Raw genomic sequence first — 16682 nt, 5'->3', positions numbered from 1 at the left:
GCTGGCTCGCCAAGCGAACGACGGGAAAACCACCGCTGATCATCGCGGTGCCCGCGCGACGTTACGGCTCAGTGTGCCGCGCGTCCAGAGCCCGCCGTCTCGGCGGGGGCGCGCCGCGCCGGTACCCGCGTCCCGTCACCGGCCTGGTGCGGCGCCTGCCGGTCCCGCGGTCCCGGCGCGCCGGCGGCCCCGCGCGACGCGGGGACGCCGGGGGCCGGACCGACGCGGCCGGCGGCCTGCTCGGCACGGTCGGCGGCGGGCTCCTCGGCCGGGGTCTCCATCACGCGCGGCAGACGCAGCGCCATCGCCGCGCCGGAGAGCAGCAGGGCCGCGCTGACGACCAGCGTGACGTGCAGCCCGTGCACGAAGGCGTGGCGCGCCGCGGTGTGCAGCGCCTCCCCCGCGGCGCCGCCGAGCCCGGCCGCCACCTGGTAGGCCTCGCCCAGCGAGTTGGACGCGGCGGCCGCCGCGTCGGCGGGCACTCCGGGCACCCGGGCGAGCCCGGGGGCGTACGCGGCGTTCATGACGCTGCCGAGGAGGGCGATGCCCATGCCCGCGCCGAGCTGGTAGGAGGTCTCGCCGATGGCCGCCGCGCCGCCCGCGCTGTCGGCGGGGGCCTCGCTGAGCATCGACTCGTAGGCGGCGAACAGCGTGGTCTGGAGCCCGAAGCCGAGCAGTACGAAGCCCACGGTGAGCAGCAGCGGCCGGTCGTGCAGCCCCATCAGCACCAGCAGCAGCACCGAGCCGGCGGTGAGCACGAACCCGGCGCCGACCATGCGGCGGGGCCCGACGCGGGCGAGCGTGTACGAGCCGGTGGCGCCCGCGGCCATCGCCGCGAACGTCAGCGGCAGCAGCCGCAGCCCGGTCTCCAGGGGGCTGAGGCCGAGGACCAGCTGGAGGTACTGGACGGCGATGAGCTCCAGCCCGACCAGGGCCAGCATGGCGAGCACGATGCAGCCGACGGACGTGGTGAACGCGGCCCGGGAGAACATCCGCATGTCGATGAGCGGATGGGCCCTGCCGCGCTGGCGCCGCACGAACAGCACGAGCAGCGCCGCCCCGACGAGCAGCGGGCCGAGCGTCGCCGGGCTGAGGAGCCCCTCACCCGCGCCGGCCCGCTTCACGCCGATGACCGCGCCGAACACACCCGCGGCGGCCGTCAGCGCGCCGAGGACGTCCCACGGCCCCTCGCCGCCGCCCCGGGACTCGGGCAGCAGCCAGCGGCCGGCGGGCAGGATCAGTGCCATCAGCGGGATGTTGATCAGGAAGACCGAGCCCCACCAGTAGTGCTCCACGAGGAAGCCGCCGAGCACCGGCCCGGTGGCCGCGCCGATCGCGGCGACGGCCGTCCAGACGCCGATGGCGGTGGCCCGCTCGCGCCGGTCGGGGAAGACCGCGCGCAGGATGGAGAGCGTGGCGGGCATGATCATCGCCCCGCCGACGCCGAGCAGGGCCCGGGCGACGATCAGGACGGCGGGCGTCTCGGCGAACGCCGCGACCGCGGAGGCGGCGCCGAAGAGCGCGTAGCCGCCGAGCAGGACCCGCCGCCGCCCGATCCGGTCGCCGAGCGTGCCGAAGAGGATCAGCAGCGAGGCGCAGACGAGGGGGTAGGCGTCGACGATCCAGAGGAGGGCGGTGGAGCTCGGGCGCAGGTCCTCGGTGACCGCCGGGACGGCGACGTGGAGGACGGTCGCGTCGAGCGCGACCAGCAGCAGGCTCACACAGAGGACGACCAGGACGACCCAGCGGTTGGCACCGCCGCCGGCGGCACGAAGACGCGCTCCGGCAGTGGTCGTTCCCGACATGTAGGTACCTCCCGCGTGGAACTCTCGCGCTCGGCGGGCGCCGGCCGGGGAGGGGACCTTCCGCGGGGCGGCCCTGCACCTGGGGTTCCCCCGGTCGAACGCGGTCGACCCGTCGGGGGAGGGCGAGCGAGTGGTCAGCCTACGTGACGTGGGGCGGGTGGTGCGTGGCCCAGCTCTCACCCGGACACGCCGGGGAGTGTGGCGTGCGCCACGTGCCCCCGCCCGCGCGGACCGCGCCGGCGGCCCGCCCCCGCGAGGTCCCCGGACTCCGGGGCACACCGCGACACGCCGGAGAGGACCCCGAACGGCGTACGAATTCCCGCGCCTCGATCGGCGCCGCCTCCTTTTCTCCGGGACGCAAACACACTTACGGAAGAGCCTGGTCCGGCATTCGGGTGGGGCCCCCGGCGTTTTTCCGGATAAGCGGCGGATAAACAGGCGCCGAGACCCACTCCACATCACATCGTCATCACAAAGAGACCGGAACGGCCTGGCCCGACGCTCACTCGCTGTAACGTCGATTGGGTGCGTACCGACATCTTTGCCCGACTGGACCGGGAGCCGGAACCGCCGAAGATGGAGATCCCGCGGATGAGCCGCACGCGTCTCGCCCTCTTCGGCGGGACGGCCGTGTTCTACCTGGCCATCGTGATCGCCGTGCTGGCGTCCACGTGGCTGGTGCTCATCGACTGGAAGGTCATGCTGTTCCGGCCGTACCAGCAGTGGCCGGAGCTGCACGCGCCGCTCGACTACTTCGTGGTGCTCGGCCAGCGCGGCCCGACGGCCGTCATGGTGGCCGCCTGGCTCGGCTGGCGGTCCTGGCGGCAGCACACGCTGCGCCCGCTCCTCGTCCTCGGCACGGCGCTGCTGCTGCTGAACGTGACGGTCGGCGCCGTCAAGCTCGGCCTGGGCCGGCTCGGCCCGCACTACGCGACGCAGATCGGCTCGGCCGAGCTCTTCGCGGGCGGCGATATATTTCCTTCGGGCCACACCGCGAACGCCGTCGTGACCTGGGGGATCCTCTCCTACCTGGCCACGACGCCGCGGGCGCGACGCCATCTGTCCGCCCTCTCCGCCGTGGTCGCCCTGGGCGTCGGCCTGACGACCGTCTACCTCGGTACGCACTGGCTGAGCGACGTCCTGCTGGGCTGGGCGGCGGGACTGCTGATCCTGCTGGGGCTGCCCTGGTGCGAGCCGCTGATCGCCCGCGCCGAGGTGTCGATCCTCTCCGCCCGGGACCGGCTGCGCGACCGGCTCCGCGAGGGACCTCGGGAGCGCCGCCGCCCGGCGGCCCCCGTGCTGCCCGTCACGCCGGTGCTGCCGGCGGGCGGACCGCTGCCGGCCATGCAGCCGCAGCGGGCGGACTTCCCGGCGGACGAGCCCGCGCACGAACCCGCGGGCCGGCCCGGCCCGGTGGGGGTCCAGCCCGCCGGGCTCCACGCCGGGAGCATCCGCGCGACGCTGTCGCAGCCCCGTACGCACGCGGTGCTGCGCTCCGAGCGGACGCCCGTCACCCCCGCGGGCAGCCGCCGCCCGCCCCGGTCCCGCCCGGTCACGGGCGGCTGACGCACCGGCACCGGCGCGGGCACGCAGCCGGCGCACGGGACACGCACACGCGAAGGGCCCCGGCCGACGTGCCGGGGCCCTTCCGCGTGCCGGGCGCCGGGCCCGGGCGGGCTCAGCCCAGCCAGCAGCGGATGACGGTGTGGTCGCGCACCTCGAAGTTGATGCGCCCGGCGACGTACTCCAGGGTGACGATCGAGCCGGGCGGGACCGCGCGGACGGTGGTCCAGCCGCGGGAGCGGGCCCGGCGCCCGGCGTCCCGGTCGTCGAGGCCGACGTAGGAGCCGGGGTCGTCGTCGGGGTGCGCGGGGGGTGACGCGGGTATCGGTGCCATGCCCTCACCGTAGGCGCGCGTACCGGGCCCGCGCCATCCGCCCGTACGCGGTGTGTCACATGTGTGTCACAGCCACCCGCCGGGCGGGCAAGGTGTCCTGCCGTGCGGCGTGAGGGCTGGTGAGCGGCTCTTCCCGGCGAATTCCGCCGCTCTTCCCACGCGCCTATTCCACGGCCGGGGAATTCCCTTCCCCGCGCTTCACCCGACCACTTCGGCCACGTTTGTTTCACGGCCTCTCCACACGATTCCCGCATTCTCGTCCGGCTCGAACGCACGTGTTCCGCCGTGACGGCGGACGGTCCCGCGAGAGGGCCGGGCGGTCGCCCGTCCGGGTGCTCCCCGGGATCCGCCGCGGCCGTCCGGGGCGGATCCCGGACGGCCGGACGATGGGCCGTCCTACGGGGTGACGCGCACGCAGAGCTCGTTCTCACCGGTGTAGCAGGGCGCGGCCAGGTAGCCGTCACCCCGGTGCTCCGGGTACACGAAGACGTTCCTGCGGTCCCACACGTCGTCGAGGACCCGGGCGATCCGCACCGCGTCGGCACCGGCGGCCGGCCGCAGCCACAGCCGCCACAGCCGGCGGCCCTCCAGCGGCGGCAGGGCGAGCGGCGCGTACGGCAGCGTGAAGGCGAACGTGTCCCTCCCGCCCTCGGCCGGCACCTGGTGGACCTGGTCGTCGGAGCGCGCCTCGGCCGTCGCGCCGGGGCCGAGCCGGACGCCGTACAGCACGCCCGTCACGGTGCAGCCGGCGTCGCCGAAGGTGATGTCCCCGGCCTCGGCGTGCCGGGGGCGCAGCCAGGCGCGTACGCCGAGGCGGCCGTCGGGCGTGGGGAAGGGGACGCGCGGGGCGACCGGACCCGACGGCTCGGGCGTGCGGTCGACGAGGGCCCGCACGTCGCGGACGCCCGCCTCCACGGGCCGGTCGCCGAGGAGGACGTCCCAGCGGCCCTCGGCGAGTTCGAGCCCGGTGGGCAGGACGGCCCGCGACCGGCCGTCGCCGACCGGGGCGAGGGGCAGCCGGACCTCCCCGGCGGCGCCGGGGCCGGTGCGGCGGAGCACCAGGTCGGGCGCGGCCGGGTCGTGGCCCGCGAGGTGGAAGGTGAGCCCGCCCGCCGGGTCCGCGACGCAGTCGGCGCGCGGCGCCCGGGGCGCGGCAGTGGTTCCGGTCATGCGCGCTTCCCCTTCCGGAGCACGTCGGCGGCCTGGTAACGGAGGGTGAAGGCGGTGTCGAGGACGGCGCCGCGGGCGCGGTGGAGCGCGTCCCGGACGCGGCCGCGGCCGCCCGGGCCCGAGCCGGGGCCGCGGGCGACCAGCTCGGTGAAGATCGCCTCGTGCCGTTCGGCGATCCGCGCCGGGTCGAAGCGGCGGGACGCGGCGAGGGCCGCCTGCCCGGCGCGCCGGCGCAGGTCGTCGTCCTGGATCAGCCCGAGGAGGGCGCCGGCGACCGCGTCGGCGTCGCCGACGGGGACGAGCCGCCCGTCGACGCCGTCCTCGATGATCTCGCCGGGGCCGTGCGGGCAGTCCGTGGAGACGACCGGCAGCCCGCACCGCATCGCCTCGACGATGGTCATGCCGAAGGACTCCAGGCGGGAGGTGACGGCCGCGACGGACCCCTTCACCCACTCCGGTTCCAGCGGGTTGGCCGGGCCCATCAGGAAGACGTGGTTGTGCAGCCCGAGCCGTTCGATCAGGGCGCGCAGGGCGGTGCGCTCGTTGCCGGTGGCGTCGCCGGAGCCGTAGATCCGCAGCCGCCAGTCCGGGCGGGCGGCGACCACCTTCGCGAACGCCTCCACCAGCAGGTCGTACCGCTTGACCTGGGTGAGCCGGCCGGCGGCGACGACCCACTTGGCGGTGGAGTCGGCCGCGGGGACGCTCGGGGCGGGGACGCTGTTGGGGACGGCGTCGATGCGCACCCCGGGCAGCCTGAGCCGGGTGCGGTACGAGCGGGCGTCGGCCTCGGTGACCGTGGTGACCGCGTCGAGCAGCGGGTAGCGGAAGCCGATCTCGCGGCGCAGCCGGTAGCCGTGGCTGTCGAGGGTGAGGTGCTCCTGGCCGATCCGGACCGGGCCGCGGCGGGTCTGCCGGGCGATGTGCATGTTCAGGCCGGGGCGGGTGCCGACGACGACGTCCGCGTCGACCGTCCGCAGGTGCGCGGCGATGCGGGCGTCGGTGAGGCGGCTGTACTGCTTCCAGCGGCCGTCGCCGCGCGGGAAGACCCGGGCGGGCCGGGTGTGGTCGGGGTGGTCGCCGTCGTAGCCGGGGCTGCCCTTGCGCAGGTCGACCAGGTGCTTCATGGTCACGCCGGCCGGGGCGCCGAGGGTCGGCTCGTCGCGGTGGCGGAAGACGGAGACGATCTCCACGTGGTGGCGGGTGGCGAGGGCCTCGGCGAGGTTGAAGGTCGTGCGGATGGTGCCGCCGATCCCGTAAGCGTTGTGGAGCAGGAAGGAGATGTGCATCGCGCCGCCGGGTCCCCCAGGTCGATAGGTCGTCAGGTGGACTGTACTCGGCCGTCACGGGCGGTAGCCAAGCTGGGGGACGGTGGCGCAGGTGCGGTCCATGTCCCCCTGGGTGACCCAGCCCCTGCCGTCCCGCCAGCGGGCCACGGACAGGCAGGTGCGGCGGGTGCGCGGCGGCGCGGCGAGGCGCTCGAACCGCACGGGCAGCAGCAGCCCGCGCGCGGTGTACGGCTCGGGGCGGGTGAGGAACCGTTCGACGCAGGCGCGGGTGAGGGCGCCGGTGCGCAGGCAGGAGCGGGCCGCGTCGGTGAACCACATGGCGGCGGCCCAGCCCTCCAGCTGCCACTGCGAGCGCAGGCCGGTCCCCTTCATGTGCGTGTCCATGGCGGTGCGGAACTCCCGTACGGCCGGGTGGGACGGGTCGTCGTGGTTGCGGCTGGAGCCGGTCGCCCACAGGGCGGCGCGGCAGCGCGGGGAGCGGCGGTAGTCCTCGGCGACCTCGGAGTCCCAGTTCTGGACGTGGGTGACCTTGGCCGCGGGGACGGCGCCGGCGGTCTCCATGGCCTCGCACAGGCGGGCGTTGCCGTGGCTGTCGAGCGCGTCGAGCACGAGGTCGACGTTCCGGGCGCGCAGGTCGGCGGCGACGGCGCGGAAGTTGGGCAGGGCGAAGTCGACCTGCTCCGGCACGACGCGGTAGCCCTCGGCGCGCAGCCCCCGGGTGAGGAGGCGGGCGTAGGCGGCGGAGGCGGCCTGGTTGTAGGAGACGACGGCGGCGGTGCGCGCGCCGTGGGCCCGCTTGAAGTAGCGGTAGACCTCGGTGCCGCCGTACAGGACGCCGTTCCAGCCGGGCCGGCCGCCGGTGCGGGGCGCGGAGCTGCCGTAGATGCCGTACAGGTGGGGGTGGGTGTCGTAGGCGGGCCCGATGGGCTGGCCGCCGATGTCGGGCACGCCCGCGGCGGAGACCCGCGCGGCGCCCGCGTAGTCGAGGGCGGTGGTGGCGACGAGGGCGAACACCTTCCGCTCGTCGAGGAGCCGGGTGACGCAGGTGTGGTTGCCGACGCCGCTGCCGCCGTCGTCGCAGGTGACGGGCTCGACCCGGCGGCCGTCGAGGCCGCCGGAGGCGTTGAGGGCGGCGAAGTAGGCCAGGGCGCCGTCGCGCGGGCCGGTGAACGCCTCGCCGCCGACGGGGCTGGTCGCGCTGGTGATGAGGCCCACGAGGAGCGGCGGGGCGCCCGGCCTCGCCGCGGTCGGCCGGGGGGCGGGCTCCGGCAGGCGGCTGCCGCAGGCGGCGCTCAGCGTGAGGACCGCCGCGAGCGCCGCCCGGAGGGCGAGGTCAGCAGCCCGGGACGGCCGCATTGCCGCTGATCTTGACCAGCGCGCAGAGGGTGGAGCGGGAGACCTTCCAGATGCCGTCCTGGTAGACGGCGCTGCCCTTGGAGTCGGTGACGGCGGGGCTGCCGCCGACGACCAGGTCGTAGGTGACGTTCGCCTGGGTCGCCGACGCGAAGTCGACCTCCTCGACCTTCGCGGAGGTCTTGGCGGCGTTCGCGTCGCCGCTGAAGGCGTCGAGGACGGGGCGCATCTGCTCGCCGTTCTCCAGGAGCCGGACCTTCTCGTCGGTGGGGGTCTTCGGGTCGAAGAACGCCGTCCAGTTCTTCTCGACCTCCTTCCTGGCGGCCGCCTCGTCGGCGGGCGCGTCGGTGGCGCCCGTGGGCGACCCGGTGGGGTCGGGCGCGGCGGAGGTGGTCTGGATCGCCGGGGACTGCGCCGCGTCACTGGCGTCCTCGCTGCCGCCGCACGCCGTCGCCAGCGGGAGGACGAGGACGGCGACGGCGGCGGCCGCCAGCGCTGCGGTGCGGGCACGGGGCCCGCCGGGGGTCGCGTGGACCATCTGGGTCACCACCGGGGTCTGTTCCTTCGCGGAAATGGGCGTTCACCGCATAGTGCAAGGAATCATCATGTGTCGCCATCGGAGCGGAGCGAAGGGGTGCGGATGCCGCGACTGCCGGGGTGGCGACTGCTGCGGTGGGGCGGTCCCGCCGCGCTCTGCGGGGGCGCCGTGCTGTGCGTGCTGGGCTGGTACGGCGTGTCGGGCGAGCGGTCGGCGGAGCGGCAGCTCCCCTATCTGGCGTCCGGCACGGTCCCCGGGGCGGCGCTCCTCGTGGCGGGCGCGGTGTGGACCGCCGCCGCGCTCCGCGCCCCGGGCGCCGGGAGCCCCGCGTCCGGAGCGCCTGCCGCCGAGCACCGCACCGGCGCGGTCGCGCCGGACGGGGCCGCGGAGCGCGGGGAGGGTGGCGGGGCCTTCCGCCCGTCGTCCGGCGCGCCCCCCGTGCGGGTCCCGGGCGGCACGCTGGCCCACCGCCCGGACTGCCCGCTGGTGGCGGGCCGGCCCGAGGTGCTCCCGGCGGGGGACGCCCCGCTGCGGCCCTGCCCGGTGTGCGAACCGGAGCCGCGGGACGGTGGTCGGCCGCCCGGCGACGCGCCGGCGGGCGGGCCGGCAGGCGGGCCGGCAGGCGGGCCGGCGACCCCGGGGGCCGGGCCGCAGCCGTGAACACGCTGACGTACGAGCTCCTCCTCGCCGGGCTGGCGGTCGGCGGCGCTGCGGCCCTCACGGGTGTCGGACTGGTCGTCACGTACCGGGCGACCGGCGTGCTGAACCTCGCCCACGGGGCGGTCGCGATGGTCTGCGCCTACGTACTGCGACAGTTGACGGTCGAGTGGGGGTGGCCGCTCGGCCCGGCGGCCTGCCTGACCCTGCTCGTCGTCGCGCCCGGCATCGGACTGCTGCTCGACCGGGCGGTGTTCCGTCCGCTGACGGCCCCGGGCGGTGCCGACCCGGGGCGGTCCCTGGTGGCGTCGATCGGCGTGTTCGTCCTGCTCGTGGGGGGCGCCGCGCTGGTGTGGGGCGGCGGCGCGCGGGCGGACGCGCCGGTGCTGCTGGGGGACGCGCCGTGGACGTGGCCCGCGGTGGCCGTGGCGGTGGCGGGCGCGGTGGGCGCGGCGACCCGGTGGACGCGGCCGGGGCGGGAGCTGCGGGCGGTGGTGGACGACCGGGAGCTGGCGGCGCTGGGCGGGATCGCGGCCGACCGGGTCGCGGCGGCGGGCTGGGCGTTCGGCTCGTTCACGGCGGGCCTCACGGGGGTGCTGCTCGCCCCGTACGTACGGCTCGACCCGTACGGGTTGCCGCTGCTCGTGCTGGAGGTCGTCGCGGTCGCCGTGGCGGCGCGGCTGCGGAGCCTGCCGGTGGCCGTGGCGGTGGCCCTGGCGGTCGGCGTGGCGCAGGCGCAGCTGACGCGGCTGCACCCGGAGGGCTGGGCGGGGCCGCTGGTGGGGGCGGTGGCCGCCAACCTGTTCGCGGTGGCGCTGCTGGTCGCGGCGCTGGCGGTGCCCGCGCCGGGCGGGTCGGACGCGCCGGGGCGCGGCCCGGGGTCCGGGGCGGCGGGATACGGGCCAGGGGGGTACGGGGGGGCGGGGTACGGGCGGACGGGCCGGGGGCCGACCGGGTACGGTGCCGGGCCGCGCGGTGCGGCGGCCGGCCGGCGGGCGCCGCTCCCGTGGTGGCCGGCCGTGGCGGTGCTGTTCCTGCTGCCGCTGGGTCTCGCCGGGCCCGACCTGCGCACGGCGGTCCAGGTGCCGGCCCTCGCGGTCGCCCTGCTGTCGCTGGTCGTGGTGACCGGCCGGGGCGGGCAGATCTCCCTCGGGCAGGCGGCGTACGCGGGTCTGGGCGCGCTCTTCACCGCCTGGCTCGCGGCGGGCCGGCTGCCCGGGCTGCCGCGCCTGCCCGAACTGGCCGCGCTCGCCGTGGCGGTGCTCCTGGTCGCCCCGCTGGGGCTGCTGACCGGCGGGCCCGCGATCCGGCGCCGCGGGCCCGCCCTGGCGCTGGTGACGCTGGCGGTGGGCGTCGTGGTGAGCCGGTTCGTCCTGGCGCAGCCGTACGCGACGGCGGGCCTGGTCGTCGAGCGCCCGGCCGGCTTCCTGACGGACCGCCGCTTCTACCTCCTGGAGCTGCTCGTCCTGGCGGGCGCCCTGGCCGCCGTCGGGGCGCTGCGCCGGGGCCGTACGGGGCGGGCGCTGGCGGCGCTGCGCGACCACGAACCGGGCGCGGCGGCCGCGGGCGTGCCGGTGCCCCGGCTCAAGCTGCTCGCGTTCGTGGCGGGCGCGGCGCTGGCGGCGCTGGGCGGGGGGCTGCTGGCCATGGGGGCGCGCGCGTTCGACGCGGCGGCGTTCGACCCGGTGCGGGCGCTACTGTGGTTCGCCGTGGTGGTGGTACTGGGCGCCGACGGCCTGCTGGCGCCCCTGCTGGGCGCGGCGCTGCTGGTGGGCCTGGACGCGGGCGCGCGGGGCGGCGCGGCGGCCGCGCTCGTCGGCCTGCTGGCCGCCTTCGTGGGGCGGGTGCCGCCGTTGACGGCCCTGCTGCCGACCCGCCCGCCCGCACCGGCACGTGACCCGGCCCCGGTCGGCGCCCCGGCTCCGGCGGAGGACCCGACCCCGGCGCGCCGCCCGGCTCCCGCGCGTGGCCGCGCCCGGCGGCGCCACACCCCCTCCCCCGCACCACCCGCACCACCCGCGACGCTCACGCCGACGCCTCCGGCCCCTCCGCCGCCCGAGGGGCGCCCACCCGGCACGGCGCCCCGGCTGCGCGCGTACGGGCTCACCGTGCGGTACGCCGGCGCCACCGCGCTCGACGGGGTCGACCTCGCGCCGGCCCCCGGCCGGGTCACGGCGCTCGTGGGCCCCAACGGCGCCGGGAAGAGCACCCTCTTCCACTGCCTCGCCGGTACCGTGCGGCCCACCGCCGGGCGCGTCACGCTCGACGGCGCCGACATCACCCGGCGCCCCGCGCACGCCCGCACCCGCCTCGGGATCGCCCGGACGTTCCAGGAACCGGCCGTCTTCCCCACCCTGACCGTCGAGGAGAACGTCCTGCTCGGCGCCGAGCAGGGCCGGCCGCGCGACGCCCCGCACACCGCCGCCGAGCAGGTGCTGCGGCTGCTGGGCCTGGACGGGCCCGTACGGCACCGGCCCGCCGCCGGGCTGCCGACGGGCACCCTCCGCCGCGTCGAGCTGGGGCGGGCACTGGCGGGGCGGCCGCACACGCTCCTCCTCGACGAGCCCGCCGCCGGCCTGGACGACGCCGAGACCGCCGCGCTCGCCCGCCTCCTCTCGGCCCTCGCCGCCGACGGCACCGCCGTTCTCGTCGTCGAGCACGACCCGGACCTGGTCGCGGGCATCGCCCACACCGTCCACGTCCTGGAGGCCGGGAGGATCGTGGCGTGAGCGTCGAGATGGAGCTGCGCGGCGTCCGCGTCCGCTACGGCCCCCTGGAGGCGCTGCACGGCGTCGACCTGCCCGTCCCCGCCGGGACCGCCACCGTGCTGCTGGGCCGCAACGGCTCGGGCCGCACCACCGTGCTGCGCGCCCTCGCCGGCACCGTGCGCCCGGTGGCCGGCCGGGTGCTGTGGCGCGGCGAGGACGTGACCCGCGTACCGGCCCACCGGCGGGCGCGCCGCGGTCTGTGCTTCGTACCGGACCTGCGCGCCGTGCACGCGACCCTCACCGTCGCCGAGAACCTGCGCCTCGCCGCGGGGGGCGGGGACCTGACCGCCGCCCTCGACGCCTACCCGGAGCTGCGGCCGCTGCTGGCCCGCCGGGCCGGTTCCCTCTCGGGCGGTGAGCGGCGGATGCTCGCCGTGTCGCGGGCGCTGTCCCGGCCGGCGCGCGTCGTCCTCGTCGACGAGCCCGCGCTCGGCATGTCCCCGGCGGTGGCGGCACGCACGTACGCCCTGCTGGGGCGGGTGTGCGCGGGCGGCGCCGCGCTCGTCACGGCCGAGCAGCGGCTCCCGGACGGTCTGCCGCCCGGCACGCTCGTCCACGAACTGCGGCGGGGCGCCGTGGTCTTCAGCGGGGAGGCGGTGGAGTGGCCGCCGTGGCCGGGACCGGGGCCCCGCTCGGAACCGGGTCGGCACCCGGGGCCGGGGACGGCGCGGGGGCCGGGGCCGAGGTAGTCGCGGGGGCGGGCGCGGGAGCCGGGGCCGGGGCCGACGGGGCGGGCGGGCTCGAAGGAGGCGGGGAGCCGGCCGCGTCCGCCGGGAGGCGGAGCATCGCCCCCGGCCTGATCAGGTCCGGGTCCTCGCCGACGACGTCCCGGTTCACGGCGTACACCGCGCGCCACCCGCCCTCGACGCGGAAGAGCCGCGCGACCGCGCTGAGCGTGTCGCCCGGCCGTACCGTGTGGGCGCGCCCGGTCAGCCCGTACCGCGCGGAGCACTCGGGCCAGGCGCGCCAGCCCTGCCAGCGCAGCACCTCCTGCGCGACGGTGACCTGCCGCGCGCGGTCGGCCAGGTCAGCCCGTGGCGCGTACGCCGTCCCGCCGTACGCCTCCCAGGTCGACTGCCGGAACTGCAACCCGCCGTAGTGGCCGTTGCCGGTGTTCACATCCCAGCGCCCGCCGCTCTCGCAGAGCGCGACGCACCCCCAGGGCCAGTCGCCGGGGCAGTCGGCGGGCGTGCCCTTGCCGACGGGCGGGTGGCCGTGGGCGTGGCCCTGCTCGGGCCCGCTGGCGGGCGGGCCGGGCGCGGGCGTCGCGCCGGCCGCCGGCGCCGGTGCGCCGCCCGCCGCGGCGGCGGACGCGGCCGCGGCGGGCGACGGCGCAGCGGCGAGCCCGACGGCGAGGGCGGCGAGGCAGGCGAGGACCGGGAGCGGGACGAGGCGGACGGGGGCGGGGCACGCGGCGGCCGGGACGGACGGGACGGACGGGGGGACGGCGGCAGCGGAAGACCCGGCCCTCCGCGACGACTCCGTCCCGCGCCCCGTCCCCCGCCCTGACATCGACTCCGGCATCGGCATCGGCATCGACTCCCGCATCGGCATCGGCATCGGGCCACGCTAGGCGTCCCGCCGCGCACCCGCGGGGCGCCGCACGGCGTGCCCGACGCCGGGCCGCGCTGCCCACCCGGTCGGCCCACCGGCGGGGCCACCCGGTCGGCCGATCCCCGCCGAACGGCGCGGTCGCCCCCCTCCCACCCCCTCGAACCGGCCGCGCCCGCCGATTCGGTCGCCGCGCGCGCGTGACCCCGGCCGTGACTCACCCGTTGAACCCGTCATGGATGTGCCGGGACACGCCCGGCACCACAGTACGAACGAGTCCGAGGAGCCCCCCGTGCCGCGCATGCTCGACGTCAGCGAGGACGTACGCGCCGAGATCGGTGACGAAGAAGCCGACCGGCTGCTCGCCGGCGAGAACGCCCCGGGCAGCTACGACTGCACCTCCTGCCGCACCCCGGGCGATTCCGAGCAGGAGCACACCAGCACCGTGCTGTTCGTCGGCGAGGAGACGGCGGTCCTCGCCTTCGCCCACGCCACCTGCATCCCCTCCCAGGTCGTCCGGGTCGCCGAGGAGCAGCTCCAGGGGGCGGTCCGGTCGATCACCGCCGACGAGCGGCCCGCCCCGGTGCCGGCGCAGCTGCCGGGCGGCGCCCAGCAGGCCGTCCTCGGGGTCACGAGCGGCCTGGTCCTGATCGACGGCGAACTGCACCCGGCGCTCGTCGTCGAGCCGACGGAGCCCATCGCCCGCCCCGGCTCCGCCGGCACGGAGGACGAGTTCCTTCCGCTCCTCATGGAGCAGGGCTTCCACCCGGTGGCCGACCTGAACGCGAAGCCGCCCGCCCTCGGCGGCTGGTCCGTGCTGCTCGCCATGGGTCAGCTGCACGCCATCCTCCAGCCCGGCACGGGCGGCGGCCAGCAGGTCGCCTGGTGGCAGGCGCACCAGGCGCTCCAGGTCACCGAGGGATGGCGGGCCGCGGCGAACAAGTCGCACACGGTGCTGGTCTTCGCCGCCCCGGTCGGCTCCATCGGCCAGCAGCCCCGCGAGGACCTGCTGCGCGACGCGCTGGAGAAGGCCGCCGCGAACGGCCGTCTGGTCGCCGCCGCGATGCCGCTGGCCGGCACCTCCTGATGAGCTCCCTGCACCCCGCCATACGGCCCGCGATTTCGCCGTACGGGCCGCATCCGACGGGCGGCGGGTTCGTTGGCACCTACGTGCAGCACTCATACGAGCCGTCCCGCCCGTCGTACCACCACATCCCCGCCATGCGCCCCGCGCAGGACGCGGAGTCGGGCTACTCGACCACGCCCATCTACGACGCGCTGTACTCCGAGTACCGCCGGTCGTTCCGGGCGCTCCCCGGTGACCGCAGCGGGGAGGAGGACCTCGGGTTCAAGGGGTTCGGCGCGCTCGCCGCGGCGCAGTCGGCCGCGGCGCACGGCGCCGGGTCCCACGGCACGGGGCTCGCCACCGGGACCCACTCCGCCTCCGGTACGCACGGCTACGGCCAGGGCCACCAGGCGCCGCCGTCATCGCGCCCGGGTCACTTCTTCCGGCCGCGCTTCTCGCGCACCCGCACCGACATGTGGATCGGGGTGCCCTCGAAGCCGAACTCCTCGCGCAGCCGCCGCTCCACGAACCGGCGGTAGCCGTGCTCCAGGAAGCCGGAGGCGAACAGCACGAACCGGGGCGGCTTGGTGCCCGCCTGCGTGCCGAAGAGGATGCGCGGCTGCTTGCCGCCGCGGATCGGGTGCGGGTGGGCCGCGACCAGCTCGCCGAGGAAGGCGTTGAGCCGCCCCGTCGGCACGCGGGTCTCCCACCCGTCGAGCGCCTTCTCGATCGCGGGGACCAGCTTCTCCATGTTGCGGCCGGTGCGGGCGGAGACGTTGACGCGCGGCGCCCAGGAGACCTGCTGCATCTCCGTCTCGATCTCGCGCTCCAGGTAGTAGCGGCGCTCCTCGTCGAGCTCGTCCCACTTGTTGTACGCGATGACGAGCGCGCGGCCCGCCTCGACGGCCATGGTGATGATCCGCTGGTCCTGCACGGAGATGGACTCGGTGGTGTCGATGAGGACGACGGCCACCTCCGCCTTCTCGACGGCGGCGGCGGTGCGCAGCGAGGCGTAGTAGTCCGCGCCCTCCTGGAGGTGGACCTTCTTGCGGATGCCCGCCGTGTCGACGAACTTCCAGGTGGTGCCGCCCAGCTCGATCAGCTCGTCGACCGGGTCGCGGGTGGTGCCGGCCATCTCGTTGACGACGACGCGCTCCTCACCGGCGACCTTGTTGAGGAGGGAGGACTTGCCGACGTTGGGGCGGCCGATGAGCGCGATGCGGCGCGGACCGCCGACGGCGGTGCCGAAGGTCTGCTCCGGGGCCTCGGGCAGGGCCTTGAGGACCTCGTCGAGGAGGTCGCCGGTGCCGCGGCCGTGGAGGGCGGAGACGGGGTGCGGCTCGCCCAGGCCCAGCGACCAGAGCATGGCGGCGTCGGCCTCGGCGGACGGGCCGTCGACCTTGTTCGCGGCGAGGACGACGGGCTTGCCGGCGCGGCGCAGCAGCTTGACCACGGCCTCGTCCGTGTCGGTGGCGCCGACGGTGGCGTCGACGACGAAGACGACCGCGTCCGCGGCCTCGATGGCGTACTCGGCCTGCGCGGCGACGGAGGCGTCGATGCCGAGGACGTCCTGCTCCCAGCCGCCGGTGTCGACGACCTTGAAGCGGCGGCCGGCCCACTCCGCCTCGTAGGTGACGCGGTCGCGGGTGACGCCGGGCTTGTCCTCCACGACGGCCTCGCGGCGGCCGATGATGCGGTTCACGAGGGTCGACTTGCCGACGTTCGGCCGGCCGACGACGGCGAGGACGGGCAGCGGTCCGTGCCCGGCCGCCTCGATCGCGCCCTCGACGTCCTCGATGTCGAAGCCCTCTTCGGCGGCGAGCTCCATGAACTCCGCGTACTCGGCGTCGCCAAGTGCCCCGTGGTCGTGCTGGTCGTTCATGAAGTCCGTTCCTCGTGCGTTCGTGGTGGTCGGTGAGGGGAGGCGGAGCCTCCGGCTCACTACTCGAGTGTCGCTTGTCGCCCCGTGAGGCGCCTGGCGTTTTCCAGGTGCGCGGTGAGCCGCTCCTGGATGCGTACGGTGGCCTCGTCCAGGGCCCGGCGGGTGCGGCGTCCGCTGCCGTCGCCCGCGTCGAAGGGGTCGCCGAAGACGACGTCGACGCGGCTGCGCAGCGGGGGCAGCCCCTTGACGAGGCGTCCCCGCCGCTCGCTGCTGCCCAGGACGGCGACCGGGACGATCGGCGCTCCGGAGCGTACGGCGAAGTAGGCGAGGCCGGCGCGCAGCGAGGCGAAGTCGCCCTCGCCGCGGGTGCCCTCCGGGAAGATGCCGAGGACGCCGCCGGCGGCCAGGACGTCCAGGGCGCCGGTGATGGCGGTGCGGTCGGCGGCCGAGCGGTCCACCTTCAGCTGCCCGATGCGCTCCAGGAACGGGCCGAGCGGCCCGGTGAACGCCTCCTGCTTGATCAGGAAGTGGACGGGTCGGGGGGCGGTGCCCATGAGCATCGGGCCGTCGAGGATGTGGGCGTGGTTGACGGCGAGGATGACGGGGCCCGCGGCCGGTACGCGCCAGGCGCCCAGTACGCGGGGGTTCCACAGCCCGTACATCAGGCCGATGCCGATGCCCCGCCCGACGGCGGCGCCCTTGGCCGACG

14 protein-coding genes and 1 pseudogene are annotated in these 16682 nt (G+C 76.8%); 6 read left to right on the top strand and 9 right to left on the bottom strand.

The window, feature by feature from the left end:
* Positions 1-68 precede the first annotated feature (68 nt).
* Positions 69-1805, bottom strand: a complete 1737-nt coding sequence (locus tag LPA54_RS25850; protein ID WP_228981947.1) for an MFS transporter — start codon at positions 1803-1805, stop codon at positions 69-71.
* Positions 1806-2330: 525 nt separating this feature from the next.
* Between LPA54_RS25850 and LPA54_RS25845 the strand changes: the two genes are divergently transcribed.
* The gene (locus LPA54_RS25845; protein WP_228981945.1) at positions 2331-3371 is read left to right on the top strand and encodes a phosphatase PAP2 family protein; all 1041 of its coding nucleotides are present in this window, start codon (positions 2331-2333) and stop codon (positions 3369-3371) included.
* 112 nt (positions 3372-3483) lie between these two features.
* Here the strand turns inward: LPA54_RS25845 and LPA54_RS25840 are convergent, their stop codons facing one another.
* The 5 genes from LPA54_RS25840 to LPA54_RS25820 all read right to left on the bottom strand — a co-directional run bounded on the left by LPA54_RS25840 (position 3484) and on the right by LPA54_RS25820 (position 8061).
* The gene (locus LPA54_RS25840) at positions 3484-3702 is read right to left on the bottom strand and encodes an I78 family peptidase inhibitor (protein ID WP_228981943.1); all 219 of its coding nucleotides are present in this window, start codon (positions 3700-3702) and stop codon (positions 3484-3486) included.
* 396 nt (positions 3703-4098) lie between these two features.
* Positions 4099-4872 (bottom strand): hypothetical protein, encoded by a 774-nt coding sequence (locus LPA54_RS25835; RefSeq protein ID WP_228981942.1) that lies wholly within the window; start codon positions 4870-4872, stop codon positions 4099-4101.
* Entirely contained in the window at positions 4869-6158 is a 1290-nt protein-coding gene (locus LPA54_RS25830) for a glycosyltransferase family 4 protein (protein ID WP_228981941.1), read from the bottom strand. Before LPA54_RS25830 ends, LPA54_RS25835 begins: the two co-directional genes overlap by 4 nt.
* Positions 6159-6212: 54 nt before the next feature.
* Entirely contained in the window at positions 6213-7514 is a 1302-nt protein-coding gene (locus LPA54_RS25825) for an ABC transporter substrate-binding protein (RefSeq protein WP_228981940.1), read from the bottom strand.
* Positions 7492-8061, bottom strand: coding sequence for a hypothetical protein (locus tag LPA54_RS25820; protein ID WP_228981938.1), 570 nt, complete (start codon positions 8059-8061; stop codon positions 7492-7494). Before LPA54_RS25820 ends, LPA54_RS25825 begins: the two co-directional genes overlap by 23 nt.
* A gap of 90 nt (positions 8062-8151) precedes the next feature.
* Between LPA54_RS25820 and LPA54_RS25815 the strand changes: the two genes are divergently transcribed.
* Genes LPA54_RS25815 through LPA54_RS25805 form a run of 3 tightly spaced genes read left to right on the top strand, consistent with a single transcriptional unit; the run spans position 8152 to position 12163 of the window.
* Positions 8152-8709: a hypothetical protein gene (locus tag LPA54_RS25815; RefSeq protein ID WP_228981936.1), complete on the top strand. Its 558-nt coding sequence runs from the start codon at positions 8152-8154 to the stop codon at positions 8707-8709.
* Positions 8706-11435: an ATP-binding cassette domain-containing protein gene (locus LPA54_RS25810; protein WP_228981934.1), complete on the top strand. Its 2730-nt coding sequence runs from the start codon at positions 8706-8708 to the stop codon at positions 11433-11435. Before LPA54_RS25815 ends, LPA54_RS25810 begins: the two co-directional genes overlap by 4 nt.
* Complete coding sequence (locus tag LPA54_RS25805; RefSeq protein WP_228981932.1) at positions 11432-12163, top strand: ATP-binding cassette domain-containing protein; 732 nt, start codon at positions 11432-11434, stop codon at positions 12161-12163. Before LPA54_RS25810 ends, LPA54_RS25805 begins: the two co-directional genes overlap by 4 nt.
* An 82-nt stretch (positions 12164-12245) precedes the next feature.
* Here LPA54_RS25805 and LPA54_RS25800 read toward each other — a convergent pair.
* Positions 12246-12641 (bottom strand): annotated as a pseudogene (locus tag LPA54_RS25800) (transglycosylase family protein); the annotation flags it as partial.
* A 676-nt stretch (positions 12642-13317) separates the two neighbouring features.
* Here LPA54_RS25800 and LPA54_RS25795 point away from each other — a divergent pair.
* Positions 13318-14112, top strand: a complete 795-nt coding sequence (locus tag LPA54_RS25795; RefSeq protein ID WP_228981930.1) for a hypothetical protein — start codon at positions 13318-13320, stop codon at positions 14110-14112.
* 134 nt (positions 14113-14246) lie between these two features.
* Positions 14247-14630 (top strand): hypothetical protein, encoded by a 384-nt coding sequence (locus tag LPA54_RS25790; RefSeq protein WP_228982002.1) that lies wholly within the window; start codon positions 14247-14249, stop codon positions 14628-14630.
* Here LPA54_RS25790 and der read toward each other — a convergent pair.
* Together der and LPA54_RS25780 are read right to left on the bottom strand one after the other, a co-directional pair.
* Positions 14525-15973 carry a ribosome biogenesis GTPase Der gene (der, locus tag LPA54_RS25785; protein WP_228981927.1) on the bottom strand — a complete coding sequence of 483 codons (1449 nt, stop codon included), beginning with the start codon at positions 15971-15973 and terminating at the stop codon, positions 14525-14527. The genes LPA54_RS25790 and der overlap by 106 nt on opposite strands.
* Positions 15974-16032: 59 nt before the next feature.
* Positions 16033-16635: a 1-acyl-sn-glycerol-3-phosphate acyltransferase gene (locus tag LPA54_RS25780; protein WP_228982001.1), complete on the bottom strand. Its 603-nt coding sequence runs from the start codon at positions 16633-16635 to the stop codon at positions 16033-16035.
* Positions 16636-16682: the final 47 nt, after the last annotated feature.

The organism is Streptomyces sp. DH12 (genome assembly GCF_020873895.1).
GTDB lineage: Bacteria > Actinomycetota > Actinomycetes > Streptomycetales > Streptomycetaceae > Streptomyces.
Note: the sequence above shows the minus strand (reverse complement) of the source record. Positions and strands in the feature narration are given on the sequence as shown.